The 24,547-nt window shown below is 65.7% G+C and carries 28 protein-coding genes; 10 read left to right on the top strand and 18 right to left on the bottom strand.

Annotation, left to right across the window (positions count from 1 at the left end; genetic code table 11):
• The first annotated feature begins 166 nt into the window (after positions 1-166).
• The 3 genes from ACE3QM_RS12545 (at position 167) to ACE3QM_RS12535 (ending at position 2,855) form a co-directional block, all read left to right on the top strand.
• Positions 167-901, top strand: a complete 735-nt coding sequence (locus ACE3QM_RS12545; protein ID WP_374422273.1) for a hypothetical protein — start codon at positions 167-169, stop codon at positions 899-901.
• A gap of 18 nt (positions 902-919) precedes the next feature.
• Positions 920-2,089: an MFS transporter gene (locus tag ACE3QM_RS12540; protein WP_374422271.1), complete on the top strand. Its 1,170-nt coding sequence runs from the start codon at positions 920-922 to the stop codon at positions 2,087-2,089.
• 346 nt (positions 2,090-2,435) lie between these two features.
• The gene (locus ACE3QM_RS12535; RefSeq protein ID WP_048407828.1) at positions 2,436-2,855 is read left to right on the top strand and encodes a VOC family protein; all 420 of its coding nucleotides are present in this window, start codon (positions 2,436-2,438) and stop codon (positions 2,853-2,855) included.
• Positions 2,856-3,119: 264 nt separating this feature from the next.
• Here the strand turns inward: ACE3QM_RS12535 and ACE3QM_RS12530 are convergent, their stop codons facing one another.
• The 18 genes from ACE3QM_RS12530 to ACE3QM_RS12445 all read right to left on the bottom strand — a co-directional run bounded on the left by ACE3QM_RS12530 (position 3,120) and on the right by ACE3QM_RS12445 (position 17,306).
• Entirely contained in the window at positions 3,120-3,833 is a 714-nt protein-coding gene (locus tag ACE3QM_RS12530; RefSeq protein WP_231464289.1) for a glycoside hydrolase family 73 protein, read from the bottom strand.
• Positions 3,814-4,239, bottom strand: coding sequence for a flagellar export chaperone FlgN (gene flgN, locus ACE3QM_RS12525; RefSeq protein WP_048407826.1), 426 nt, complete (start codon positions 4,237-4,239; stop codon positions 3,814-3,816). The genes ACE3QM_RS12530 and flgN overlap by 20 nt, the downstream gene beginning before the upstream one ends.
• Positions 4,240-4,509, bottom strand: a complete 270-nt coding sequence (gene flgM, locus ACE3QM_RS12520; RefSeq protein WP_048407825.1) for a flagellar biosynthesis anti-sigma factor FlgM — start codon at positions 4,507-4,509, stop codon at positions 4,240-4,242.
• Between the two features lie 90 nt (positions 4,510-4,599).
• Positions 4,600-5,292 carry a Crp/Fnr family transcriptional regulator gene (locus ACE3QM_RS12515; RefSeq protein ID WP_374422267.1) on the bottom strand — a complete coding sequence of 231 codons (693 nt, stop codon included), beginning with the start codon at positions 5,290-5,292 and terminating at the stop codon, positions 4,600-4,602.
• 223 nt (positions 5,293-5,515) lie between these two features.
• Positions 5,516-6,499: a flagellar motor protein MotB gene (locus ACE3QM_RS12510; protein ID WP_048407919.1), complete on the bottom strand. Its 984-nt coding sequence runs from the start codon at positions 6,497-6,499 to the stop codon at positions 5,516-5,518.
• 13 nt (positions 6,500-6,512) lie between these two features.
• The gene (gene motA / locus ACE3QM_RS12505) at positions 6,513-7,379 is read right to left on the bottom strand and encodes a flagellar motor stator protein MotA (RefSeq protein ID WP_048407823.1); all 867 of its coding nucleotides are present in this window, start codon (positions 7,377-7,379) and stop codon (positions 6,513-6,515) included.
• Positions 7,380-7,396: 17 nt separating this feature from the next.
• Positions 7,397-8,089 carry an RNA polymerase sigma factor FliA gene (locus ACE3QM_RS12500; protein ID WP_374422264.1) on the bottom strand — a complete coding sequence of 231 codons (693 nt, stop codon included), beginning with the start codon at positions 8,087-8,089 and terminating at the stop codon, positions 7,397-7,399.
• A gap of 5 nt (positions 8,090-8,094) precedes the next feature.
• Entirely contained in the window at positions 8,095-8,535 is a 441-nt protein-coding gene (fliL, locus tag ACE3QM_RS12495) for a flagellar basal body-associated protein FliL (protein ID WP_048407821.1), read from the bottom strand.
• A 17-nt stretch (positions 8,536-8,552) separates the two neighbouring features.
• A complete protein-coding gene (locus ACE3QM_RS12490; protein WP_374422261.1) occupies positions 8,553-9,548 on the bottom strand; it encodes a flagellar hook-length control protein FliK in 996 nt (331 codons plus the stop codon).
• On the bottom strand, positions 9,545-9,832 hold the full coding sequence (locus tag ACE3QM_RS12485) for a hypothetical protein (RefSeq protein ID WP_048407820.1): 288 nt from the start codon (positions 9,830-9,832) through the stop codon (positions 9,545-9,547). Before ACE3QM_RS12485 ends, ACE3QM_RS12490 begins: the two co-directional genes overlap by 4 nt.
• Positions 9,819-10,211: a flagellar export chaperone FliS gene (fliS, locus tag ACE3QM_RS12480; protein ID WP_048407819.1), complete on the bottom strand. Its 393-nt coding sequence runs from the start codon at positions 10,209-10,211 to the stop codon at positions 9,819-9,821. Before fliS ends, ACE3QM_RS12485 begins: the two co-directional genes overlap by 14 nt.
• 85 nt (positions 10,212-10,296) lie before the next feature.
• Positions 10,297-11,640, bottom strand: a complete 1,344-nt coding sequence (gene fliD, locus ACE3QM_RS12475; protein WP_048407818.1) for a flagellar filament capping protein FliD — start codon at positions 11,638-11,640, stop codon at positions 10,297-10,299.
• A gap of 111 nt (positions 11,641-11,751) precedes the next feature.
• Positions 11,752-12,186: a flagellar export protein FliJ gene (fliJ, locus tag ACE3QM_RS12470; RefSeq protein ID WP_048407817.1), complete on the bottom strand. Its 435-nt coding sequence runs from the start codon at positions 12,184-12,186 to the stop codon at positions 11,752-11,754.
• The gene (gene fliI / locus ACE3QM_RS12465) at positions 12,183-13,496 is read right to left on the bottom strand and encodes a flagellar protein export ATPase FliI (protein ID WP_048407816.1); all 1,314 of its coding nucleotides are present in this window, start codon (positions 13,494-13,496) and stop codon (positions 12,183-12,185) included. The genes fliJ and fliI overlap by 4 nt, the downstream gene beginning before the upstream one ends.
• A gap of 3 nt (positions 13,497-13,499) precedes the next feature.
• On the bottom strand, positions 13,500-14,207 hold the full coding sequence (gene fliH / locus ACE3QM_RS12460) for a flagellar assembly protein FliH (protein ID WP_374422258.1): 708 nt from the start codon (positions 14,205-14,207) through the stop codon (positions 13,500-13,502).
• Positions 14,204-15,262, bottom strand: a complete 1,059-nt coding sequence (locus tag ACE3QM_RS12455) for a flagellar motor switch protein FliG (protein WP_082150806.1) — start codon at positions 15,260-15,262, stop codon at positions 14,204-14,206. Before ACE3QM_RS12455 ends, fliH begins: the two co-directional genes overlap by 4 nt.
• Entirely contained in the window at positions 15,246-16,946 is a 1,701-nt protein-coding gene (gene fliF, locus ACE3QM_RS12450; RefSeq protein ID WP_374422255.1) for a flagellar basal-body MS-ring/collar protein FliF, read from the bottom strand. The genes ACE3QM_RS12455 and fliF overlap by 17 nt, the downstream gene beginning before the upstream one ends.
• 18 nt (positions 16,947-16,964) lie before the next feature.
• Positions 16,965-17,306 carry a flagellar hook-basal body complex protein FliE gene (locus ACE3QM_RS12445; RefSeq protein WP_048407814.1) on the bottom strand — a complete coding sequence of 114 codons (342 nt, stop codon included), beginning with the start codon at positions 17,304-17,306 and terminating at the stop codon, positions 16,965-16,967.
• Positions 17,307-17,783: 477 nt separating this feature from the next.
• Between ACE3QM_RS12445 and ACE3QM_RS12440 the strand changes: the two genes are divergently transcribed.
• The 7 genes from ACE3QM_RS12440 to ACE3QM_RS12410 all read left to right on the top strand — a co-directional run bounded on the left by ACE3QM_RS12440 (position 17,784) and on the right by ACE3QM_RS12410 (position 24,333).
• A complete protein-coding gene (locus ACE3QM_RS12440; protein ID WP_374422253.1) occupies positions 17,784-18,647 on the top strand; it encodes a FliM/FliN family flagellar motor switch protein in 864 nt (287 codons plus the stop codon).
• Between the two features lie 31 nt (positions 18,648-18,678).
• On the top strand, positions 18,679-19,035 hold the full coding sequence (fliN, locus tag ACE3QM_RS12435; RefSeq protein WP_048407812.1) for a flagellar motor switch protein FliN: 357 nt from the start codon (positions 18,679-18,681) through the stop codon (positions 19,033-19,035).
• Positions 19,035-19,799 (top strand): flagellar type III secretion system pore protein FliP, encoded by a 765-nt coding sequence (fliP, locus tag ACE3QM_RS12430; protein ID WP_374422250.1) that lies wholly within the window; start codon positions 19,035-19,037, stop codon positions 19,797-19,799. The genes fliN and fliP overlap by 1 nt, the downstream gene beginning before the upstream one ends.
• A 257-nt stretch (positions 19,800-20,056) precedes the next feature.
• On the top strand, positions 20,057-20,329 hold the full coding sequence (fliQ, locus tag ACE3QM_RS12425) for a flagellar biosynthesis protein FliQ (protein WP_048407810.1): 273 nt from the start codon (positions 20,057-20,059) through the stop codon (positions 20,327-20,329).
• Positions 20,330-20,331: 2 nt separating this feature from the next.
• On the top strand, positions 20,332-21,111 hold the full coding sequence (fliR, locus tag ACE3QM_RS12420) for a flagellar biosynthetic protein FliR (protein ID WP_231463283.1): 780 nt from the start codon (positions 20,332-20,334) through the stop codon (positions 21,109-21,111).
• Positions 21,104-22,246, top strand: coding sequence for a flagellar type III secretion system protein FlhB (gene flhB, locus ACE3QM_RS12415; RefSeq protein ID WP_374422249.1), 1,143 nt, complete (start codon positions 21,104-21,106; stop codon positions 22,244-22,246). Before fliR ends, flhB begins: the two co-directional genes overlap by 8 nt.
• A complete protein-coding gene (locus ACE3QM_RS12410) occupies positions 22,243-24,333 on the top strand; it encodes a flagellar biosynthesis protein FlhA (RefSeq protein ID WP_048407807.1) in 2,091 nt (696 codons plus the stop codon). Before flhB ends, ACE3QM_RS12410 begins: the two co-directional genes overlap by 4 nt.
• Positions 24,334-24,547 lie beyond the last annotated feature (214 nt).

Here is a 24,547-nt window from a genome sequence, read left to right as displayed (position 1 = left end):
GTAAGCTTCGACCCATAAAAGTCATAATGCATAAAAAGGCTTGGAGTCCCGTGCCGGCCCAGGCGTGTCCTGCATGCCCCAATCCGTCCTTCCCGGTCAGCGACGCTCTTGATCCAAGCCCCGGGCTCGCCCGTTTATCGCAAACCTATCATCAAGGAGTCTTGCCATGATCGACGATCAAGCCGTACTGGACATCGCCCTGGACGACGATGTGGACGCCGAAATCGAACGCGTGCTGGCGATGATCTCGCCGCAGGAACTGCAGCGCCTGCAAAACCGGCTGCAGCAGCTGTTCCAATTGCAGTATTCCGAGACCGACTCGCACCCGCACAATATCAAGACCATCATCAAGGGCCGCGATATCCAGTTCTCGCGCGGCGTGTCGCCAGCCTCCCGCGCCTTCATGATTCTGCACAGCCTCGGCCATTACTTCTTCATCTGTGCGGCCAAGCGCAAGAATATCGAGCGCTATTCCTATATCTACGACCTGCGCGGCGTGCAGGCCGCGCTGCACTATTACGAAACCGCCGGCCAGTCCAATGGCCTGGACGAGCCGCCGCCGATGACCGAACAGCGCCGCAAGGACCGGGTCTCCTTCGAAGTGGGCGCCAACCGCTTCGCCGCCGATCTGCTGGCCCATATCGGCTTCGAGCACGTGGCCCAATTGCTGCGGCGTTACGAAATCGGCGATATCAACTATATTCTCGATGTTTCGCGCGGCGGCAAGGCCGCCATCGTGCCCAGCGACCGCGACTACCTGCGCCAGTACATCTGCGCCGGCCTGTCCATCGACCCGGCCGACGCCTACGACGACGGCGTTTATTCGCCGGACGCGTTCCGGCCGGACGGAATCGATTGGCAACACATCGAGGACATCAAGCTTGAGATCCACTTTTTCTGAACGCGGGCGGGCGGCGCGATGAGCGGCCGTCAGCTCGCCACCCTGTTCTGCTGCATGTTCATCATCGGTTCGGCTGAAGTGGCGGCCGGACCGATGATGGCTTTGATGGGCCGCCATTTCGGCGTGGCTTCCAGCGCCATCGCCTATCTGCCCGCCGCCTATGGCCTGTGCTACGGCGCCTTCGCCCTGGTGGCCGGACCGCTGTCCGACCGCTTCGGCCGCAAACGGCCGCTACAGTGGGGCCTGCTCGGTTTCACCCTGTTTTGCGCCTTGATGCCGGCCGCGCCCACCCTGACCGCGGCCATCGCGCTGTCCGCGCTGAGCGGGTTGTGCGCGGCGGTGATACAGCCCAATGCGTTGGCGCTGGTGGCGGATCTGGCGCCGCGCGAGCAATTGGGCAAGCGGCTGGGCCAGGTCTTCATCGGCCTGATGCTGGCCTTCGTGCTGACGCCGGCGCTGAGCGGCCGGCTGGCCGACACCGCCGGCTGGCAGGCCAGCTATTACGCGCTGGCCGGCTGCGGCCTGCTGGCCTGGGTCGCGGTATGGCGCGGCTTTGCCTCCGGTGGCGGTCACGCCGCCGCGGACGACGGCTTCCTGGCCACGCTGGCCGGCGCCTGGAACACCCCCGGCGCACGCCGGCGGCTGAGCGCCAGCTATCTGTGGCTGGGCTGGGTGGCCGGCTTCGGCGCGGTGGTGGCGGAAGTCGCCGCGCGCAAGCTGGCGCTGAGCTCCACCACCGGAGGCCTGCTCGCCGGCGGCTTCGGCCTGGTGATCATGCTGGGCAATCTGTGCGGCGTGCCGCTGCAGCGGCGCTGGGGCGAGGCCGCGCTGCCGGCGATGGCGCTGTGCGGCGCGCTGGGCATCCTGGCTTTTCTGCTGCCCTTCACCGCGCTGTGGCAGCTAGCGCTGGCCGGCTGTCTGTGGGCCTTCGGCTACGGCTGCGCCGGCCCCTTGCACCACGCCCGCCTCAGCATTCTGTCCGAGCGTTACCGCGGCACCCTCAACTCTTATCACGCCAGCCTGCTGAACCTGGGCATTTTCTCGGCATCCTTCCTGCTGGGCATGAGCAGCGAGCCGCATCCGATTGCCTGGTTCTGCGCCGCCGCCGGCCTGCTGACGCTGAGCGGCGCCGCGCTGCTGCTACCTTTTGGCGCCGGCATGGGGCTGGCGCGCACCAGCAAGGCCTGAGAACCTGTTCAAAGTCTGCTGCGCTTCAGCGATACGGCATTGAAAACAGCTCAAAATGCTCATGTACCACGTGTACATTCCGCTTTTTCACTCGTTTTCGCCTTGTCTCGCCCTTGCTCGCGAGACTTTGAACAGGCTCTGAAGCTGTTTACGATCTGCCGTGCTGCGACGGCGGCTATCGGTGGCATTGGAAAATCCAATGTCGCCGCCGCCTTGCAATCCGCGCCCTCAGCCGCGACATGACAAATACACAATGAAATGCCATTAGGATTGGTTGCACCATTCCCGCCCTAGCATGCCAACACGACGCGGGACGCGGCGGTTCCGATGGCGCCAAGGAGAAACCATGATTGCGATTCGAGAACTGGACCACATCGTGCTGCGGGTAGCGGACTTGCCGGCCATGGAGCGTTTCTACCGCGAGGTGCTGGGCTGTCCGGTGGAGCGCCGGCGCGAGGACCTGGGTCTGCTGCAACTGCGCGCCGGCCGCAGCCTGCTGGACCTGGTGCCGGTGGACGGCCCGCTGGGCCGCGCCGGCGGCCGCGCGCCGGGCACCGAGGGGCGCAACCTGGATCACTTCTGCTTCCGGGTGGAGCCCTTCGACGAGGCGGCGATCCGCGCCCACCTGGCGCGCCACGGTGTCGCCGCCGGCGTCACCGAGCAGCGCTACGGCGCCGAGGGCGACGGCCCATCCCTCTATCTGCAAGACCCGGAAGGCAATGTGATAGAGCTCAAGGGCGCGCCAAGCGGCGAGCCGTCAAAATAATACGAGTAATGACTTTTTAATTTGAACATAAATACTCTAGATATTGCCGACGCGCTGAATTGGCTAATTGCGCGACGCCTTGATTCAAGCGATGTCTCCAGCGTTATTCAAACAATCGTTTGGAGTAAATGCCGAAATTAAATGGCATTAAAGTGGTATTAAATATCATCAATGACAACTTGCCCGCTTCCGGCCAGCGCCCTGCGCGCAAAAAAGCCCCTGCGACGATAAGCGTCCAGGGGCTCTTGCTTGCAGCAGCCTGTTCTAGGGTTTCTTGCGGGCCAGTATCCCCGCCGCCACCTTTTGCAGCTTGTCGGCATAGCCTGGATCGGTGGCGTAGCCACCCTGGGCCAGCCCCTGGGCGAAGGCCTGGGCATTGCTGCCCACGCCCAGCGCGCCGCGGTAGCGCGGATTGCCGGCCAGCAGTTGCGCGTAGTCGGCGAAGGCGTCCTGCAGACCGGGATAGGCGCGGAAGCTCTCGGTGCGCTTCACATCGCGCCCGTCCAGGTGCTCGGTGGTCAGCGCGCGGCTGACTTCGCCCTGCCAGCCCTTGCCGGCCTTGATGCCGAACAGATTGTGGTTGCTGCCGCCATCGGCGCGGGTCAGCGGATGCTGGCCCCAGCCGGACTCCAGCGCCGCGTGCGCGGCCACCAGCTCCGGCGCCACGCCCAGCTTGGCCGCGGCCTGCTGGGCATAAGGGGCGATGCTGTCGAGGAAGGCCTGCTGATCGGCGCCGTAGGGCATGCTGCCACCCAACGTTGCATCGTTGACGCGCTGGCGCGCCCAAGCGCCTTCCGGCGACAAGCTGGCCCAGTTGTCCGAGCCGTTCTCGATGAAGTCGCGCACCTCGCTTTGCAGCTGGCCGCTCCATTGATCGGCGAAACGTTCGCCGCCCTGCCCCTGGCCCATCGCCGGCAGCGCGATCGCGTCGCTGTCGAAGTCCGCGCCGGCGCGCGCCTCATTGCGCACAGTAAACATCGCTGTCTCCATTCAGCACGCGGTTCATCAGTTCCTGCTGCTGTTGCAGCAGCTGGCCGTTGCGCAGGTTCAGGGTCTGGCACTGGCGGATTTGCGCCACCAGCGCGTCCCAGCGCTGGCGGCAGGCCGGCTCGACGGCGACCGGCAGCAGTTTGAGCACCGCGTCCATGGAGGCGGCGCGGCCGTCGCCCAGCAAACGGCCAGCCAGTTGCAGGCGCTGGTCGCGGCTGGCTTGCAGCGTGTCGCACTGGCCGACGATATCGTCGCCCAATTGCTTCAGGGTTTCAGTCTGGTGCGCCAGCGCGGCGGAGAATTGCTGTTCCAGCAATTGCTCCAGCTGGCGGTAGCCTTGCAGATCCTGCTGCACGGTGGCCAGCAGTTGTTTGAAGGCTTGCTCGCGGTTCATTCAGCGGCTCCGGTGATATTGCTCCACCAAGTCGGCCAGCCGCGCGGCGTCGAAACGCACTTCGCCGCGCGCCAGGGCGGCGCGCACTTCTTCCACCCGCTTGAGATCGATGTCCGGCAGCGCGCGCAATTCCGCCACCGCTGGCGCCATGTCCTGGCTCGCGGCGGGCGTTGCCGCGGCGGCGGGCGCGCGCGTCGGGGTTTCCACCGCGGCGCCTTGGCCGCCAACGGCCAGTTCGCGGCGTTGCGACGAGGTCGAGTTGATTTGCATAGTTTGGGAATCCGTCTTGTGTTGGCTGTGCGCTGCGAGCGGGCACGCGGCCCGCTCTCAACCTTTCAAGGCGACAGTCTGAAAAAAAACTTAAAAATTTACCGGTAACATTTTCAGAACGACGATGCGGCGGTTTTCCAGACGGATATAGCGGCCGAACACCAGTTCCTTCAGGATGCGCGCCACCATCTCGCGGGAAGAGCCGATCTGGTCGGCGATTTCCTGCTGGGTCAGTTGCTTTTTCAGCACCATTTCGTCGCCGTCCTGGTCTTCCAGCATCTGGTTGATCAGGATGCGCACGCGACCGTACACGTCCATCAGCGCCAGGTTCTTGGCCTTGGTGGACATGCGGCGCACCACTTGCACCAAGTGGCACATGATGCGGGTGCGCGCTTCCGGGCTGTGCGGCAGGCCGTCCTCGGTATCGAACAGGCGCATCAGGCGCTCGCGGCTGAAGGCCAGCAGATGGCTGTCCTCATCCGCCGCGCAGCTGGAGCTGCGTTCGCCGCTGTCGATGAAGCCGACCATGCCGATCAGCTCTCCCGGCGTGCAGATTTGCAGAATGTATTTCTTGCTGAGGCCATCCGAAACAAAGGTTTGCATGCTGCCGCTGGCCAGCAGATAGACCTCGCTGGCGTTGTCGCCCTCGCTGTACAGCGTTTCGCCCTTGCTCAGGCGGCGGCTGTCGGCCAGTTCCAGCGCTTTGTCCAGTTTGTCGTTGTCCAGGTGCCCGAACAGATGAGTGCCCTTTAACAAGGCTTTGATATTGTGGTTTTCATTCATGACCACGTCGTCCCCGATAGTCTTGCGATTGAATCGACTTTCCCGCAGATGTTTGCCGCCTTTTGGCGTCTTTTTTTGTCAACATCATCCGAGTCTTTCGCTCGAATTTTTATTAATCAGGTGCGGATTATAATATTAGCGGTTAACAAAAGTGTGAAAAAACACACATAAAAAAAGCCTGAAACGAATCAGGCTTTTGTTTTGAACCCAAAAAAATAAAAGTTCAGCGGGGAGTTAGGCCATCTTTCAGCGCGCTATTCAGATCGGATTGCTGTAGTGGCGAACTTACAACAGTGGTCTCGCGATTCCCGCTCTGTCCGGGCGTGCCGAACATCGCCACCACCGCCTGCGCCTGCTTGCTGGTCAGCACCAACAGCTCGATGCGGCGGTTATAAGCGGCCAGCGGATGCGCGGCGTCCAGTGGCGCGCGGTCGGCCATGCCCACCACTTGCAGGATGCCGGCGGCGTTCATGCCGCCTTCCAACAGATGCAGCCGCGCCGCCATCGCGCGATTGCTGGACAAGCCCCAGTTCGAAAACGAACCGAAGCCGGCGGTGCGGTATTGCGCGGCGTCCGTGTGTCCGACAATCAGCAATTGATTGTCGATATGGCCGAACATATCGCCCATATCGTGCAGCAGGCGCTTGAAGCGCGGATCGACGATGGCGCTGCCGCGCTCGAACATGCCTTGATTGTCGGTATCGTGCAGCATCACCCGCAAACCGTAGGGCGTGATCACGGTTTGCAGATTGCTGGCCAGGCCGGCGTCGCGGCTCATCTTGGCCAGCATGCCAGCCAGCTTTTCCAGATCGGCCACGCTGTCCAGGTTGCGCGGCGCCTTGCCATCGGCCGCCTGCTTGGCCACCTTGTTGCTGTCTTGCAGCAAGGAGTCGGCCTTGGTGGTGGTGGTGGGCTGGCCCGGAATCGGATCGCGCGGAATCAGGCTGCCCGGCGGCGTGCCGCTATGCTCTATGCTGCGCGTGCCGCCGGCCTTCAAGGGGCTGCCGCCGCCGGCGGTCAGCAATTGCTGCAGGTTTTCCTGGTCGCGGGCGGCCAGCACCCACAGCACCAGGAACAAGCACATCAGCGCCAGCACGAAGTCGGCGAACGCCACTTTCCAGGCGCCACCGTGTCCTTCGGAATCCTGGCGGCGCGACACCTTCTTGATCACCGCGGCTTCATGCTCGCGATTATTCTTGTTCGCCATGCCCGCCATCCGCTTAGTTCACGCCTTCCAGCGTGTTGATCCAGGTTTCCAGCTGCGAGAAGCTGGGTTTGGTGTTCAGCTGCACCAGGCGGCGCCCGGCGTCGATGGCCAGCAGCGGCGGCTTGCCGGATACGTGGGTGGTCAGCACCACTTTCACCGATTCGTAGTTGGACAGCTCCTGCTTGACCAGCTGGTGCATCATATTGGACAGCGGGTCCAGCACGCCGTAGCAGAAGAAAATACCGATGAAGGTGCCCACCATGGCGGCGGCCACTTTCTCGCTGATCTCGCCGGCGGTGGCGCCCTGGCTGACGCTGTTCATCGCCATCACGATGCCCAGCACCGCGGCCAGGATGCCGAAGCCTGGCATCGCCTCGGCGATCTTGTGCAGCGATTTGGACGGCTGGTTCAGTTCTTCGTGGATGGCGTCCAGTTCCTGGTCCAGCACGCCCTCCAGTTCATGGGCGCTGATCTTGCCCATCGCCATCAAACGGAAATTGTCGACGATGAAGGCCAGCAGCTTGGGTTCTTCCAGCACCAGCGGGTAGCGGTTGAACAGCGCGCTCTGGCGCGGCGCTTCCACGTGTTCGTCCAAGGCCTTCAGGCCCTGGCTGGCGGTGATCAGGAGTTCGTACATCAGCAACAGCAGCTGGCGCTGGAACTCCGCGTCGTATTTCTTGCGCATGCCAACGCGCTTGATCTGGCCGCCCATTTCCGTGAGCACGTGCTGGGGATTGCCCAGCACGATGGCGCCGACGGCGGCGCCGCAGATGATCAGCAGCTCCACCGGCTGCCAGATCACCGACAGGATGCCGCCATGCAGCATGAAGCCGCCAAAGACACAAACCAGCACGATCAGAATGCCGAATAATTGCTGCATGTTTTCTTTCCTCGGACTCAGGCCGCTTGTAGGCAGGCCTGCATTTTTTTCAGGGCGCTCTTGTTGATCTGGCAGACGCGCGCTTCGGTCAGCGCCAGCACCGCCGCGATCTCCTTGAGGCTCAGTTCAAATTCGTAATACAGCTGGATCACTTGCTGCTCGCGCGGGTTAAGCGCTTGCAGCGCCACCGTCAGCGCGCTCTTCAGCACCAGCCGCTGCTCGGGATTGTCCTCGCTCGCCGGCTCCATGCCGGCGGCCATCAATTCGTCGAAGCTGGCCAGCGCCTCGGCGTTGTCGGCCAGCAGCGCTTCCTGGTAGGCCTCGGCGCTGAGGCCGAGCAACTGCATCGCCTCGGCTTCGCTGGGCTCGCGCCCCAGCTTGCGGCTGAGCAGGCGCAGGCCGTCGCGCACGCGGTGCGCCTCCTGGCGCACCGAGCGCGGCCGCCAGTCCAGCCGGCGCAATTCGTCGAGGATGGCGCCGCGGATGCGCAAAATGGCGAAGCCGGCGAACTTGTCGTCCGGCTCGCCGTAGCGGCGCAGGCTTTCCAGCAAGGCCATCAGCCCTACCTGCTCCATGTCTTCGCGGTCGAACACGCCGCCGGCCTGGGACGACAGCTGGCGCGCCACCCGCTTGACCAGGTGGGCATACTGGCGCAGCGCCTCGGCCTCGCCGCCGGCGCTGGCCGGGGCCTCGGCGTAACTGGCGTACATGGGGCTTACTCTATGATCAATTTGCTGACCATCACTTCGCTGAACGGCGCGTCGCGGCGCTCGCGCAGGAAGCCGCCGGCATAGGCCTTGGCCAGCAGCCGCTGGTAATCGTCTATGCTCATCGCCAGCGCCTTGTCCGCCGGCAGTTCCGACAGCGCGCGCACGGCGATGCTCTTCAGGAAGGGCAGTTGGGCCTTGACTTCGGCTTCCTGCTTTTCGCTGCTGCGGAACACCAGGTCCACCGCCATGAAGCGGGTGGCGGATTCCCCGCCGCGCAACATCACGATCACCTTGTCCATGCTGACGAAGCGCGAGTCCGGCGCTACCGGCTTGGGCGCCGCTTCCGCCTGCGGCGCATGCGAACTCAGCCACCACCAGGCACCGCCGCCGGCGGCCAGCGCCACCACGATGGCCACAATCAAAATCACTACGATGTTTCGGTTCATTCTCGTGCTTCCGCCGCTCAGCCCTGGCCCAGCCAGAAGCCTTGTCCATCACCCTGCCCCGCTTCCGCCAGCGCGCGCCCGGGCGCGCGTTGCGGCTGCTGCTGCCCCTGGCGCTCCTGACGCTGCTGGCCGCCCTGTCCCGGCGCGCCTTCGCGCACTTCCACCGCCACCTGGGTGTATTGGCGGTTGGACAGGTCCTGGCGCAGCGAATCGCCTATGGCCTGCAACTGGCGCACCACTTCGCCATGCGAGGCGGTCAGCTGCACTTGCAGCGCGCCGGCTTCGTGGCGAATGGAGATTTCCAGCGAGCCCAGCGACGGCGGGTCCAGACGGATCAGCGCGCGGTCCATGCCGTGGCTGCTTTGCACTTGCAGGCGTTCGCCCAGCGCGGCGCTGAGCTTGTCGCCCCAGCTGGCCGGCTGCTGCGCCGGCAGTTTGATCGGCGCCCATTCCGGCAGCGGCGCGCCGGCCTTGTCCGTTTGCTGCGGCGCGATGGCGGCCAGCGCCGGCGCTGCGGGCAGCGCGGGAGTCGGCGGCTCGCGGCCGGCCTGGGCCTCGCCGGCCGCGGTCGGCTTGGCCGGCAGCGGTGTCAGGGTGTTGAGCGCGGCGGACAAGGCGTCCGCCGGCAGTTCCGCCTCGACGTTCTGCCGCGGCGCGGCCGTGACGGCGCGCGCGGCCGCTTCCACGCCGGGCTGGGCCGACGCGGCGGCCTGCGGCGCCAAGGCCACCGGCTGCGGCATTGCCGGCATCAGCGGCAGCGGCTGCGCGGCCAGCGCGCCAGGCTGCGGCGCCGGCGTTCCGGCCTTGGCCTCGTCGCCCGCGGGGAGGTCGCTATCGCTATCCATCGCCGGCGCGGCATCCTGCCCATCCGTCAGGCTGGCCAGCAAGGCGCTGGCGAAATCGCCGCCGGATGGCTGCGCCGCGTTCAGGTCCAGCAACGGGTCCGCCGGCGCGGCGTCGGCCGGCGCGGGAGCGCCGCCGGCGAGAAGATTGAGAGGCAAAGATACATTCATGCTTGATTCCAGTCGCTGACTTCGGCGTAAGCGATTTGCGCGTCGCGCTGATGACTCAGCGCGGCGATTTTTTCTTGTAGTTCCGCGGAGTCTGCGCGGCAGACTTCCAGCGCGTCGCGGTAGGCGGCGCGCAGGGCGGCGCGCGCGGCGGCGTCAAAGGACTGGGGCTGGGTGCGCAGCAGTTCGGCCAGCAACTGGTCCAGCGCGGCCAGGCGTTCCCAGTCGCGCTCGGCGCAAGCGCGGCGGATGGCGGCTTCCAGCGCTGCCGGCTCAGGCGGCTTCATGCTGGTCCCGCACGCCTATCCAGCCGCCCTTGAGCTTGATCAGCAGCTGTTCGGCCTCGTCCAGCGCCGCCACGTCGAGATTGACGCTGGCGTGATAGAGCCGGTAGGCGCAGTAGTCGTAAAGCCGCGCCAAATTAGTGACCACCTCGCCGCCGGAATCGAAGTCCAGCGCGCTGGACAGGCCGTTGAGGATGTTGATGCACTTGCTGATGCTCTCGCCCTTTTGCTCATAGCGCTGGTTTTCCAGATGGCCGCGCGCGCGCGCCATTTCTTCCAGCAGGCCGTCGAACAGCACCAGCACCAATTGCACCGGCGAGGCGGCGTGGGTCTGCGCTTCCAGATTGACCGCGTGATAGCTGCGGTAGGCGTCGTATTCCACGTTGTCGTGCTCCTGTTCTAATCAATAGGCGGGAGGTCGTCCCTCCCGCCGAATTTTGTGCGGCCAAGCAAATCCGGCGACGGAATCAGAAGGACAGCATGCCCATGGTTTTCTGCATGTCTTCCTGCATCTTCTGCAACTGGGTGAATTGCGTCAGATAGCGCTTGTAGCTCTGGTCGTACTGGGCCTTCAGCCGCACCTGGCGGCTGTCCAGGTCTTTCTGGATGCGCGCCTCGGAATCCTTGCGCAGCTTGAGCAGACCGCTGCTGCCGTTCAGCCATTTGTCCAGGTAGTCGCTGCTTTGCTTGACCACGCCGTTCTTGTTGTCGCCGTTGACGAAACGATCCAGCGCGTCCGGCTTGTCCTTCAGCGTTTCGTTCAGCTTCTTGCTGTCCAGGCTCAAGCTGCCGTCGCGGTTGGCCTTGATGCCCAGCTGGTTCAGGGTGATGCCGTCGTATGACTGGCGCAGCAGGCTGTTGATGCCGTCTTTCAGGCTGCGGATGCCGGAGTCGCTGGCGAAGGGGCCGCCGGCCTTGCCTTCCTTGCCCGGCGCGGACAGATCCGTGATCGCGCTGGCCAGCTTGTTGTAGCTGTCGACGAAGCCCTGCACATTGCTGACGGTGTCGGCCTCGTTGCGCGCGACATTGAGCTGCAACGGGGTGTCGCCGGTCTTCATCGCCTTGCTGATGGTGAGGTTGACGCCGTCTATGCTTTCAAAGGTGTTGGACGCCTGCTTCATCTGCACGCCAGTGTCCTTATTGCCCAGCCAGACGATGGCGTCCTGGCCCTTGGTCAGTTCCTTGGGGCTGGCGAGACCGCTCTTGAGGCCGGCGTCGCTGACCTGGCTCAGGTCCAGCGAGATGGCGCCGCTCTCGCCGGTCTTGCCGGAGGACATCACCAGCTGGCTGGTGCCGCCGTTGTTCAGCACCATGGCGTTGACCTTGCCGCTGTTGCCGCTGGCGCGGTTGATCGCCAGCGCCAGTTCCGACGGCGACAAATTGCCGTCGCCGTCGCGGTCGGCGCCGTTGAGGTCCACTTCGAAACTGTCGCTGCCCTGGCGGATGGTGATCTTGTCGCCGGCCTGGGCCTTGGCGCCGGACAGGCTGCCGAAGGACAGCTGGTGCGCGGTGGCCACTTGTTCGATGAACAGCGAGTAGTTGCCGGGCTGGGCATTGCCCTTGGCGCTGACGCTGGCGAAGCCTTCCTGGCTGATGCTGGCGTTCATCGCCACCAGGCTTTTCTTGGTGGTGATGCCGGACAAGGCGCTGCGATAGTCTTGCAAGGCTTTTTGCAGCTTGCTCAACGCGTCGCCGCGCGCCTGCGCCGCCTTGCTCTGGGTGTCCAGCTGGTTCTGGGCGTCTTGCAGATACAGGCTGGCGGCGTTCTGGGCCAGCGCCGAGGGCGGAGTCTTGCTGAAATCGATAGCCATTTGAAATCCTTTCGCTGTGCGCGGGCCTGAGCGGCGGCCGGGCGGGAAGATGGACAGTAGTTACTGTTCAGGGCGACCGCAGCCAGGCCTTTCTTGAGCCCTCGTGAATAATCACGCCCCGCGCAGCCAGGCTTGCCCGGCCAATTCGTCGGTTTGCTTCTGTTCTTTCTTCAGGCGCAGACGCAGCAGGCTTTCCGCCGCCTGGTCGCGCACCTGGACCATCACTTCGCGGCGCAGGCTGGCTTGCAGCAGCGCGCGCTGGCTGACCGCGGCGTCGGCCTCGGCCAGTTGCAGATCCTGCTGCTGCGAGGCCATCAGCCCCAGCAGCGCGCCCTTGTAGTCGGCGCAGTTGCGCGCCAGCGCCGGGTGGCCGGCGTCGGCGCTGGCGCCGCTCTGGCCGCACAGCTCTCCCATGCGCAGGATGTTGCGGCGGTAGCGCTCCTGCAGCTGGCGCTTGTGCTCCACCTCGCTTTGCAGGCGGTCCACATCCTGTTGCCGCAATTGGACCATCAGGCCCAGGCGGCGCACATCTTCGGGCTGGCTCATGTCGCTAGCATCTCCATCAAACCGTTGCGGCTGTCTTCATAGCTCGCGGCCTCGACCGCGCCCTGGCGCAAGAAGGCCTCCAGCCTGGGCATCAGCCGCACCGCGCGGTCGGTGTCGGCGTCGGCACCGGCCACATAGCCGCCCAGCGGGATCAGGCTGCGCACTTCCTGGTAGCGCGACCAGGCGCCGCGCGCGCCGCGCGCCGCCTCGGCGTGCTCCGCCGCGGTCAGCTGGCTCATGCAGCGGCTGACCGAGCGGCCGATGTCTATCGCCGGATAGTGGCCGCGCTCGGCCAGCTCGCGCGACAGCACGATATGGCCGTCCAGGATGGCGCGCGCGGTGTCCACCACCGGGTCTTGCTGATCGTCGCCCTCGGCCAGCACGGTGTAGATGGCGCTCATGCTGCCGGCGCCGCCCTCGCCGTTGCCGGCGCTCTCCGCCAGCGAGGGCAACAGGCCGAACACCGACGGCGGATAGCCGCGGGTGGCCGGCGGCTCGCCCAGCGCCAGCGCCACTTCGCGCTGCGCCATCGCGTAACGGGTCAGCGAATCCACCAGCAGCAGCACATTGCGGCCCTGATCGCGGAAATGGGCAGCGATGGTGTGGGTCAGTTCAGTGGCTTTCAAGCGCATCAGCGGCGATTCGTCCGCCGGCGCCACCACCAGCACCGCCTTGGCCAGGCCCTCGGCGCCCAGCGAGTGTTCGACGAATTCGCGCACTTCGCGGCCGCGCTCGCCGATCAGGCCCACCACCACCACATCGGCCTCGGTATGGCGGGTGATCATGCCCAGCAATACGCTCTTGCCGACGCCGGAACCGGCGAACAGGCCGACGCGCTGGCCGCGGCCTATGGTGAGCAGGCTGTTGATCGCGCGCACGCCCACGTCCAGCGGCGCGGACACCGGCTGTTTTTTCAAGGGATTGACTTGCGGCGGATGCGCGGCCAGCGGCTGCTCGCCGCCGAGGCGGCCCAGCCCGTCCAGCGGCTCGCCCAGGCCGTTGACGATGCGGCCGAGCCAGGACGGCCCTATCATCAGGCCGCCGCTGTCCGCGGCGGGCAGCACCCGCGCGCCGGTGCTCAAGCCCACCGGCTTCTTGAACGGCATCAGGTAGGAGACTTCGCGCTTGAAACCCACCACCTGGGCTTGCAGCCAGCCGCCGCCGGTGGTTTCGATCACGCAGCGCTGCCCGGTTTCCAGCGGACAGCCGACGCTTTCCAGCAACAGGCCGGACGCGCCCACCAGGCGGCCGCTGACGGTGGCCACCGGCACCTCGGGCAGTTCCAGTCGTCCCAGCGCCTGACGCAGCATGGCTTAAGCCTCCGCCTGTTCCGCCGCCGGCGTGACGGCGTCGCTTTGCAATTGTTCGCGCACCGTGGCGATGCAGGCCTCCAGCCGCTGCTGACAGCCGGCGTCGGCTTCGGATTCCGGCGTGCGGATCCGGCATTCGCCGTGCGGCAGCTGCGGGTCCGCCACCAGGCGCCAGCGCGCGGCGCGCTCCGGCGCCAGCTCTCGAATACGCTGGCATTCCTCGGCGTTGAGCAGGATTTCCACTTCGTCCTGCTGGTATTGGCCCGGCGGCAAGGCGGCCAGGGTTTCGTCCACCAGGTCCAGGATCTGCACCGGCTTGAGCGCCAGTTCGCAGCGGATCACCTGGCGCGCCACCTTGGCCACCAGCTCCACCACTTCGTCGCGCATCGCCGCCTGGTATTCCTCGCTGACGCGGCGCAGCTCGGCCAGCGCCGCTTCCAGCGGGCGGCCGAGGTCGGCCAGGCCGGCCTGGGCGTCGCGGCGCGCCGTCGCCAGCCCTTCCTGGCGGCCCTGCTCCAGGCCCGCGGCATAGCCGGCGTCGCGGCCGGCGGCTTCGCCGCTGGCCAGACCTTCGTTGTAACCGGCATCCATGCCCTGGCGGAAGCCGTCGGCGGCGGAAGCCTGGATCTGGGCGGCGTCCTGGCCGTCCAGCGGCTGTTCCAGCGCGCTGTGGATCAGCGGCGGAAAGCGGAATGGTCGCCAGGCCTTCACTCGACCACTTCCTCGGGGAATAGCTGCAGATCGATTTCGCCGGCCTGGGCCAGCTGTTTGACCTGGGCCATGATGTCGGCGCGCACTTCTTCGACGCGGCTGAGCGGCACCGGTCCGGAGCGGCGCATCATCGCGTCGAAGTTCTGCGCCTGACGGCGCGGCATGGTCTGGACGATGGCTTCGCGCACCGCCGGCTCGGCGCCCTTGAGCGCGATCGCCCATTGTTCCAGCGCGATGTCTTCGCTGATGCGCATCAGCACCGCTTCGGTCTGGCGCGACAGGATGAAGAAGTCGTACATGCGGGTTTCGATTTCTTCGACGATGTCCGGGTCGTGGGCGCGCAGCAGCTCCATCATGCGCTGGCGGTCGCCCGGCAGCCGGTTGATGATGTCGGCGGTCTGCTGCATGCCTTCCACCGCGGTGCTCTGGGTGTGCAGGCTTTCCAGGCAGCGGTTGACCAGCTCTTCCAGTTCTTCCAGCAGCTCGCGGTCCACGTCCTTGAGCCGGGCCACATTGACCAGCACGCTGTCGCGGCTGTCCGCCGGCAGCGCGTCCACCACCTGGCCGGCCAGCGCCGGCGGCAGGAAGGCGAGGAACACCGCCTGCATGCGCACGTGCTCGCCGGCGATGCGGTCCGCCAGCCATTGCGGCGACACCCATTGCAGCCGCGCCATCTTGGGACGGATGGCGTCGCCGTAAATGGTGTCCAGCACGCTGTTGGCGATGTCGCTGCCCAGCGCCAGGTCCAGCGAGCGCTTGAGGAAGGCGCGGCTGGCGCCGTGCACCCCGCTCTGCTCGCGGTATTCGTCGAAGAATTTCTGTATCGTGGTCTTGACCGCGTCCACCTTGATGCCGCTCATGCCGGACATAGCCTGGGTCACTTGCAGCAGTTCCTCGCGGCTCAGGCAGCGCAGCACGGCGGCGGCCGGCTCCTCGCCCATGCACAGCAAGAGCACGGCGGCCTGTTCTATCGTGTTCATTGCCTCGGCGGCGGGCGCTGCTGCTGCTGCGGCCGGCGTCATCGCCGGCGCTAGCGCGTTATTGGTTTCGTCCATTCTTCTGCACCCATTGTTTGACGACTTCGGCGACGCGTTCCGGCTCTTTGGCGGCCAGGCCCTTCAGGTGGTCGACCAGAACGTCGACGCTGGAGCCGGCCGGCGGCAGATCGTAGTTTTCCAGCAGCGGCACCACCGGGCTGGCGCCGGCGCCGGCCGCGGCGGCCAGCGCCGCCGGCTGCGGCGCGGCGGACAGCTGCGCCTGGCGCGCGGCGCGCAGATCGGCGCCGTCCATCAGCGGATCGGGCTTGAGTTCCAGCGCTTCCGGCTGCTGGTATTCGCGCAGCTGGCGGTCGGTGAGCTGGCGCAGCATCTTCAGCAGCGGACGCGCCAGCAGCAGGTAGGCCAGCAGCAGGCCGAAGGCGTAGACGGTCCAGCGCGCGGCTTCGAACCAGGTGTCTTGCTGCATCCAGATCGGCTCCGGCTCGGACAGCGCGGAGAAGTTGAGCGTGGACACCGCCAGGGTGTCGCCGCGTTCGGCGTGGATGCCTAGGCCGTTGCGCAGCACCTTGTCGACATTGGCCAGCTCGGCCGGCTTCCAGCCGCCCTTGCTCGGCGCGGCGGACTGGTTCAGCACCACGGCCACGCTCAGGCGGCGCAGCGTGCCGCGCGCTTTCTTGATCTGGGTGACGCTGCGGTCGTAGGCGTATTGGCGAGTGACGGCGTTCTTGCTGTTGCCGGCCTTTTCCGAGGCCGCGCCGGAAGCGTCGGTGTTGATCGGCCGGTTACTCAAGGAACCGGGCACGCCCAGCGCCATTTTCTCGGTGGAGGTTTCCTCGCGCGAGGCCTCGTTGGTGACCTTGGGCGCCTCGCCGTATTTCTCGCGGGTTTCCTCTACGCGGTCGTTGTCGACGTCGGCGGTGACGCTGACCTTGAAATTGTCCTTGCCCAGCACCGGGGTCAGCAGATCGCGCACGTTTTGCAGCGCTTCCTCGCGGAAGCGGCGCGCGGCGTCGCTCTCATTGCCGCCCAGCATGCCGTCGTCGCTCAGATCGACGCGCGAGGACAGCAGATTGCCGGCCTGGTCCACCAGGGTGACCTGGGACGGCGACAGCGTGGACACGCTGCCAGCCACCAGCTTGATCACCGCGGCCACTTGCTCGTTGTTCAGCTGCTGGCCGGGCTTGAGGGTGACCACCACCGAGGCCGAACCCTTGTCGTTGGCGGCGCCGACAAAGGACGTGGCGCGCGGCAGCGACAGATGCACCCGCGCGGCGGACACCGGGTCCAAGGCCAGGATGCTTTGCACCAGCTCGCCTTCCAGGCCGCGACGGAAGCGCACGTCCTGCACGAACTGGCTGACGCCCAATGGGTCGTTCTTGTCCAGCAGCTCCAGGCCGGACGGCAGCTGCGCCACCACGCCCTTCGCCGCCAACTGCATGCGCACGCGACCCAGCTGGCTGTCCGGCACCAGCACCTGGCCGGTTTGCGGATGGATGCGATAGGGAATTTTCTCGGCGTCCAGCACCGCCATCATGTCGGCGGCCACCACTTTTTCCTGGGCGCCGAACACCGGCTTGTAGCTGGCGTCGTCGCGCCACAGCCACAGGCTGATCAGCACGGTGACGCCTATGGCCAGCGCGACGATGGGCAGCGCCAGGCGCAGGGATTGTCCGGAGACCGGCCAGCGGCCGCCCAGACGGGTTTGCACGGCCGCGACGCCGCTGCGTAAACGATTCAACACGGGCATGGTCCTCGCGGCTTACAGCTGCATCTTGATCAGGTCGTCCACCGCGCCCACCACCTTATTGCGCACTTGCATCAGCATGGAGAACGACAGACTGGCTTCCTGGCTCATCAGCATCGCGCCGACCAGGTCGTCGCTCTTGCCGCTGTCCACATCGGCCATTTTTTCGGAAGCCAGGCGGTTCTGCGCATCGACGTCGCGGACGGCGGCGCCCATCGCGTCGGAGAAGCTGGCGGCGGAAGCCGGCTCCTCGCTGTGCTGCGGCGGCGCGATCGGCGCATTGCGCGCCATCCCGGCCATTTCGCCGAGCATCTGCCGGCGATCGGCATGAATCATCAAACCCAGGTTGGTCGCCATCGGAAATCCTTGTCGGGCGGAGCCCGTTATTATTGAGTGGCCAAACATGGCCGGTTTCACGTCTGCGGCCCGCGGCCCAGAGGCAACGAGCGTATCGAAGCGGCAGCCCCGAGATGAGCGGCATGACCATGCCATCATCCTGACGCCAGGATACGAGCGGCGATTTTAAACTTTATGCTTAAACCAACCGCCGTGAATTTTCACAAAGTCTGACGTGAATTTTCCCCCTTTACCCAGCGGCGGCAGCCAGTAAGATGCACACTCCATAAGGTTTAGCCTGCCGTTTGCCTCCGTCCGCGAGCCGCGAATTTAGTACCGCTTAGTACAATTCGCACTCGACGCCGCAGAGGGCCGGCCGGCCTTGATGAACACCAGGCCGCCGCGGTTTAAGCGCCGCGCCCCTGCCGTCGCCCGCGCGCGCCGGCCGGGCGCGCTGAAGCCGGCGGCGCCACGCCCACCCCATCACCGAGTATCGAGATGCCAAGAGCCAGAATCATTTCGCAGCATGACGGCGCCCAACTGCCGGCTCTCGACCTGCGCACGCTGGGACGGCCGTTCCACCTGCTGCCCGTGTTCGGCAAAGCCCTGCAAGAAGAGCTGGCGGATTTCCTGCGGCAGGAACTGAACCGCCGCTACCACGCGCATTTCCACATCCGCGCGCTGCAGCAGGCACAGCCGGCCGCCGACGAGCGCCGCTGGCTGTGGCACGCGCTGGACGGCTGCCAGTTGGGCAGCCATATCGAACGGCCCTTATTGCTGCGCTTGCTGGATTACCGCTTCGGCGCGCCGGCGGCGCAGGCGGACGCCGACGCCGTGCCAGCGGAGACCGAAACCGAGCGCCGTCTGGCGCGCAGCCTGGCGGAACGGCTGCTGCCGCGCCTGCTGCAATGCATTTTGCGGCTGGACCGCCAGGCCGGCGGCCTGCCGCCCGGCCCGGCCGACTGCGCGCAACTGCCCTTCGTGCCGCCCGGCACTGGGGTCTGGGAGATCCGCCTGGACATCGGCGACGGCGAGCACGCCATCGGCGCGCTGTGCCTGCAATTGGACGCCACTTGCTTCGAGCGGCTGCTGAAAAACCTGTCCGGCCGCCGCGACAGCGCCGATGCCCAGGCGGCGCCGGCGGACACCTTCCGCGAGCGGCTGCGCGTGCGGCTGCAAGCGCGGCTGCTGGACCGCGAAATGGCCTTGGGCGACATCATGGACTTGCGCCCCGGCAGCGTGCTGCCGGTGACGCTGCAGGCCAGGAGCGAAGTGCTGGTCGGCGCCTCGCGGCTGTTCGACGCCGATGTGGCCGAACAGCACGGCAAGCTGTGCCTGACCGGTTTTGTCGCCAGCGAATGACTCTACAAACACAGAACAAGAAGGATTTAGCATGGACTTGAACGACGATTTCGACCTGGGCGGCGTGCTGGACGGCCTGGACGCGCTGGACGGCAAACCGGCGGACGACGCCGCCGCTCCGCGCCGGCAGCCGCGCGACATGACCCAGTTCCTGCGCAAGATCCCGGTGCGGCTGACGCTGGAAGTGGGCGGCGCCGACATCTCGCTGGCCGATCTGGTCAATATCGAGAACGGCTCGGTGGTGGAACTGGACAAGCTGGCCGGCGAACCGCTGGACATCAAGGTCAACGGCACCGTGATCGGCCGCGGCGAGGTGGTGGTGGCCGGCGAGAACTACGGCCTGCGGGTGGTGGAGCTGAACGACCTGGAACTGGACAGCCTGGCCTGATGGAACTCTTGAAGAAGCTGCGCCCCCTGCTGCGACCCAGCTTGCTCGCTACAGGGCTTTGGGCGCTGGCCGCCGCCTGTCAGGCCGAGCCGCTGAAGCTGCTGTCGGCCAATGCCGGCGGCACGCCGGTGGACTTTACCATCAAGACCCAGATCCTGATCCTGATGACCCTGCTCGGGCTCTTGCCCGTGCTGGTGCTGATGATGACCAGCTTCACCCGCTTCGTCATCGTGCTGTCCCTGCTGCGCCAGGCGCTGGGCCTGCAGCAGGGCCTGCCCAACCGCATCGTCACCGGGGTGGCGCTGATCCTGACCCTGCTGGTGATGCGGCCAGTGGGCCTGGAGGTGTGGAACCAGGCGCTGCAGCCCTTCGATCAGGACAAGATCACCATGCAGCAGGCGCTGGAAATCGCGCAGAAGCCAATCAGCCGCTTCATGCTGGCGCAGACCAGCAAGACCGCGCTGGCGCAGATCGCCAGGCTCTCCGGCGAGGAAAAGATCAGCAATCCGCAGGAGCACGCCTTCGCGGTCAAGCTCGCGGCCTTCGTGCTGTCGGAATTGAAGACCGCGTTCCAGATCGGCTGCATGCTGTTCATTCCCTTCCTGGTGATAGACCTGGTGGTGTCCAGCGTGCTGATGGCGATGGGCATGATGATGCTGTCGCCGCTGGTGATTTCGCTGCCGCTCAAGCTGCTGCTGTTCGTGCTGGTGGACGGCTGGTCGCTGACGGTGAACACCCTGGTCACCTCGATACAGGCGTATTGAATTGAGCACAAATTTTTTTGCCACGGAAGCACACGGAAAACACGGAAAATTCAAAATCAATGACTCCATGCCTGTGTTGTGTACGCCTTATGTTCGGCGCTTCGAAAAGCGCTATTCCCTATGCCACGGCGGACATCTATGACAAAGAATTTTGTGTTTTTCTGAATTTGTCCGTGTCTTCCGTGTGCTTCTGTGGCTAAAAAAGTTTTTTACGCTTCCGTGGCTCATTGATCATCTTGACTAACTAACAGGCGTTTATGCTCACTCCCGACATTGCCGTCGACATCGTCAACGACAGCCTGCGCGTCGTCGTCACCCTGGTGGTGCTGCTGATCCTGCCCAGCCTGATCGTCGGCGTCATCGTCAGCCTGATCCAGGCCGCCACCCAGATCAACGAGCAAACGCTGTCCTTCCTGCCGCGGCTGCTGGTGACCCTGCTGACCATCGCCGTCGCCGGCCACTGGATCACCGGCTTCCTGATGGACTTCTGCGTGGCGATGTTCCAGCGCGCCGCCGGCCTGGTCGGATAGCCGTGACCGGCCTCTACGCCCAGCTGTTGGACCTGATCCCGGCGTTCTGGTGGCCGTTTTGCCGGCTGATGGCCGCCTTCAGCGTCGCGCCCTTCATCGGCGAGGGCATGGTGCCGGTGCGGGTGCGCATCGGCCTGGCGCTGGCGCTGTCCGCCGCCACGCTGCCGGCCACCCTGCCGCTGCCCAAGCTGGACCTGTTCTCGCTGGCCGGCGTCGCCGCCAGCATCGAGCAAGCGGTGATAGGCCTGATCTTCGGCCTCGCCTTCCAGCTGGTGCTGGCGGTGCTGGCCGTGCTCGGCTTCCTGGTGTCCTCGCAGATGGCGCTGTCGATGGCGGTGATGAACGACCCCGGCAACGGCAACTCATCCGATGTGGTGTCCAGCCTGCTCTATCTGCTGGGCGCCATGGTGTTCTTCGCGCTGGACGGCCATTTGCTGCTGATCCAGGTGGTTTACGCCAGCTTCCAGGCCTGGCCGGTGGGCGGCGGCGTGCCGGCCGCCTCGCTGTCCATGTTAGCCGGCGGCGTGGCCTGGGTCTTGTCCGCCGCCATGCTGCTGGCGCTGCCGGCGGTGTTCGCCACCTTCGTGGTGCAGGCCGGCATCGGCATGATCAACCGGGTGGCGCCGTCGCTGAACCTGTTCTCGCTGGGCTTCCCGCTGATCACCCTGTTCGGCCTGGGCACGCTGGGCCTGATCGCCCGCTTCATCCCGCAGCAATACCTGAACCTGAATGAACAGATGCTGCGCCTGCTGGGCGGCATGCTGAGGGCCGGCCATGGCTGAGGGGCGCGGCGGCGATAAAACCGAAAAGGCCACGCCGCACAAGCTGCGGCAGGCCCGCAAGCAGGGCCAGGTGCCGCGCTCGCGCGATCTGGCCGCCGCGCTGGGCCTGCTGCTGGCGCTGAAGCTGGCGTTCTGGCTGATGCCGCAGTGGCTGGACGAGTTCCGCCAGCTGTTCGCGCTGGCTTTCGCCCCGCTCGCCGGCAACGGCGCGCTGGACAATAGCTGGTCCAAGCTGTTTGGCGGCACCTTGCTGCTGCTGGTCAAGATGGTGCTGCCGCTGGCGGTGATTCCGCTGTGCGTGATCGTGGTATCCCTCTATCCCGGCGGCTGGGTGTTCAGCCTCAACCATCTGCAGCCCAAGCTGGAGCGCTTCAACCCGCTGGCCCACTTCGGCCGCATCGCCTCGGCGCGCCACGCCAGCGAGATCGGCAAATCCATCGCCAAGGCCTTGCTGCTGGGCTGGGTGCTGTACCGGCTGAGCCAGAGCGCGCTGGAGGATTTCTTCGCCTTGCAGGGCGCGCCCTTCGCCACCGCTCTCGCCGGCAGCGCCGAATTGCTGATCAACGCGCTGCTGAGCCTGACCGCGGTGTTCATGCTGTTCGCGCTTATCGACCTGCCCTTGCAGATCTTGCTGTTCATGAAGCAGCAGAAGATGAGCAAGCAGGAGATCAAGGAAGAGTACAAGAGCACCGAGGGCCGGCCGGAGATCAAGCAGCGCATCCGCCAGATCCAGATGCAGATGGCCCAGCGCGGCGTGCGCAAGGCGGTGCCCACCGCCGACGTGGTCATCGTCAACCCCGAGCACTACGCGGTGGCGTTGAAATACGATGAGGAGCGCGCCGAGGCGCCGTTCATCATCGCCAAGGGCCTGGACGAGATGGCGCTCTACATCCGCCAGGTGGCTCAGGAGCACCAGGTGGACGTCGTGCCGCTGCCGCCGCTGGCGCGCGCCGTCTACCACACCACCCAGGTCAACCAGCAAATTCCCGCGCCGCTGTACCGAGCGGTGGCGCAAGTCCTGACCTATGTCATGCAACTCAAGGCCTTCCGCAACGGATCGCGTCGCAGCCAGCCGCGGCTGCCGGACGATTTGCCGATCCCGCGCGACATGGCCGATCCCAGAACCGCATCATGAACGCTTTCACTAGACTGCTGGCCGACATCGGCCGCCACAAGATCGCCGCCCCGCTGTTTTTGCTGGCCATACTGGCCATGGTGATGCTGCCCTTGCCGCCGCTGGCGCTGGACATGCTGTTCACCTTCAACATCGTGCTGGCCATCATCGTCATCCTGGTCAGCGTCTCCGCCAAGCGGCCGCTGGACTTCTCCGCCTTCCCCACCATCATCCTGGCCACCACCCTGCTGCGCTTGTCGCTGAACGTGGCGTCCACCCGGGTGGTGCTGCTGCACGGCCATGAGGGCACCCACGCCGCCGGCCGGGTGATCGAGGCCTTCGGCCAAGTGGTGATAGGCGGCAACTTCGTCGTCGGCATGGTGGTGTTCGTCATCCTGATGATCATCAACTTCATGGTGGTGACCAAAGGCGCGGAACGGATCTCGGAAGTGTCCGCCCGCTTCACCCTGGACGCGCTGCCCGGCAAGCAGATGGCCATCGACGCCGACCTCAATGCCGGCCTGATCAACCAGGAGCAGGCGCAGCAGCGCCGCCGCGACATCGCCACCGAGGCCGATTTCTACGGCGCGATGGACGGCGCGTCCAAATTCGTGCGCGGCGACGCCATCGCCGGCATCCTGATCCTGATCATCAATCTGTTCGGCGGCGTGGCCATCGGCGCGCTGATGCACGGCCTGTCCGCCGGCGACGCCTTCCGCCAGTACGCGCTGATGACCATAGGCGACGGCCTGGTCGCGCAGATTCCGGCCCTGCTGCTGTCCGCCGCCGCCGCCATCATCGTCACCCGCATCAGCGACGACGGCGACATGCAGGAGCAAGTGGGCAAGCAGATGCTGGCCTCCCCCACCGTGCTGATGAGCGCCGCCGGCATGATGCTGGTGCTTGCCGCCATCCCCGGCATGCCCTGGCCCACCTTCCTCGGCTTCGCGCTGCTGCTGGGCTTCGTCGCCTGGCGGCTGCACCAGCGCCAGCAGACGCTGCCGAACCAGCCGGACCCGGCGCTGGCGAAAAGCGCGCTGGCCGGCGACGCCGACATCGAACTGGAATGGGGCGCGCTGCCCTATGTCGACACCCTGGGCATCAATCTGGGCTACAAGCTGGTGTCGCTGCTGGACAAGAGTCAGGGCGCGCCGCTGGCCAAGCGCGTGCGCGGCGTGCGCCAGAGCCTGAGCGAAAGCCTGGGCGTGCTGATGCCGACGGTGAGCCTGCGCGACGACTTGCGCCTAAAGCCCTCGCAATACGCCATCCTGCTCAGCGGCAACACCGTGGCCGAGGGCGAGGTCTACGCCGACCGCTTGATGGCGATCCCGTCGCCGGAGCTGTACGGCGAGGTGGACGGCATGCCCGGCGTGGACCCGGCCTATGCGATGCCGGTGACCTGGATCCAGCCCGAGGACAAGAGCAAGGCCTTGGGCCTGGGTTACCAGGTGGTGGACTGCGCCAGCGTGGTGGCCACCCATCTGAACAAGGTGATGCGCGAGCACCTGGCCGAACTGTTCCGCCACGACGACGTGACCGCGCTGGGCGAACGGCTGTCGGCACTGGCGCCCAAGCTCGCCTCCGCGCTGAACCAGGCGCTGCCGGCGCCGCTGCAGCTCAAGGCCTACCGCCAGCTACTGACCGACAATGTGTCGCTGAAGGACATCGTCCCCATCGCCAACGCGCTATTGGACGCCAGCGAGAGCAGCAAGGACCCCATCATGCTGGCGGCCGAGGTGCGCTGCGCGCTGAAACGCCAGATCGTGCAATCCATCCTGGGGCCGCGCGGCGAAATGAAGGCCTTCAATCTGTCCGCCGATCTGGAAAACCTGCTGCTGGGCGCGCTGAGCCAGGCGCAGCAAACCGGCAAGCCTCAGCTGGACAGCTTCCCCATCGACCCCAATGTGCTGCAGCAGTTGCAGGCGAATATGCCGGTGGTGCGCGACCAGATGAAACAGCTGGGCCACGCGCCCATCCTGCTGGTGATGCCGCAGATCCGCCCGTTGCTGGCGCGCTACGCGCGCTTGTTCGCGCCCGGCCTGCACGTGCTGTCCTACAACGAGGTGCCGGAGACGCGCGAGGTCAGCCTGACCGGCACCCTGGGCTAAGAACCTGTTCATGATCTGCTGCGCGTCGCGAAGCGTTCACGGTGAGTACGAGCTCAAAATGCTCATGTACCACGGGTACATTCCGCTTTCTCAGCCGCAACGCCTGGTCTCGCTCTTGCTCGCGAGACTTTGAACAGGTTCTTAGCCCGCTTCGTCCCGGCGCGGCCGCGCCGGGACTGGTTTCGCATTGGATGCGAAGCCCTTCTCCTCTTGC

This window comes from Chromobacterium sp., assembly GCF_041912965.1.
GTDB classification, from domain to species: Bacteria; Pseudomonadota; Gammaproteobacteria; order Burkholderiales; family Chromobacteriaceae; genus Chromobacterium; species Chromobacterium aquaticum.
Note: the sequence above shows the minus strand (reverse complement) of the source record. Positions and strands in the feature narration are given on the sequence as shown.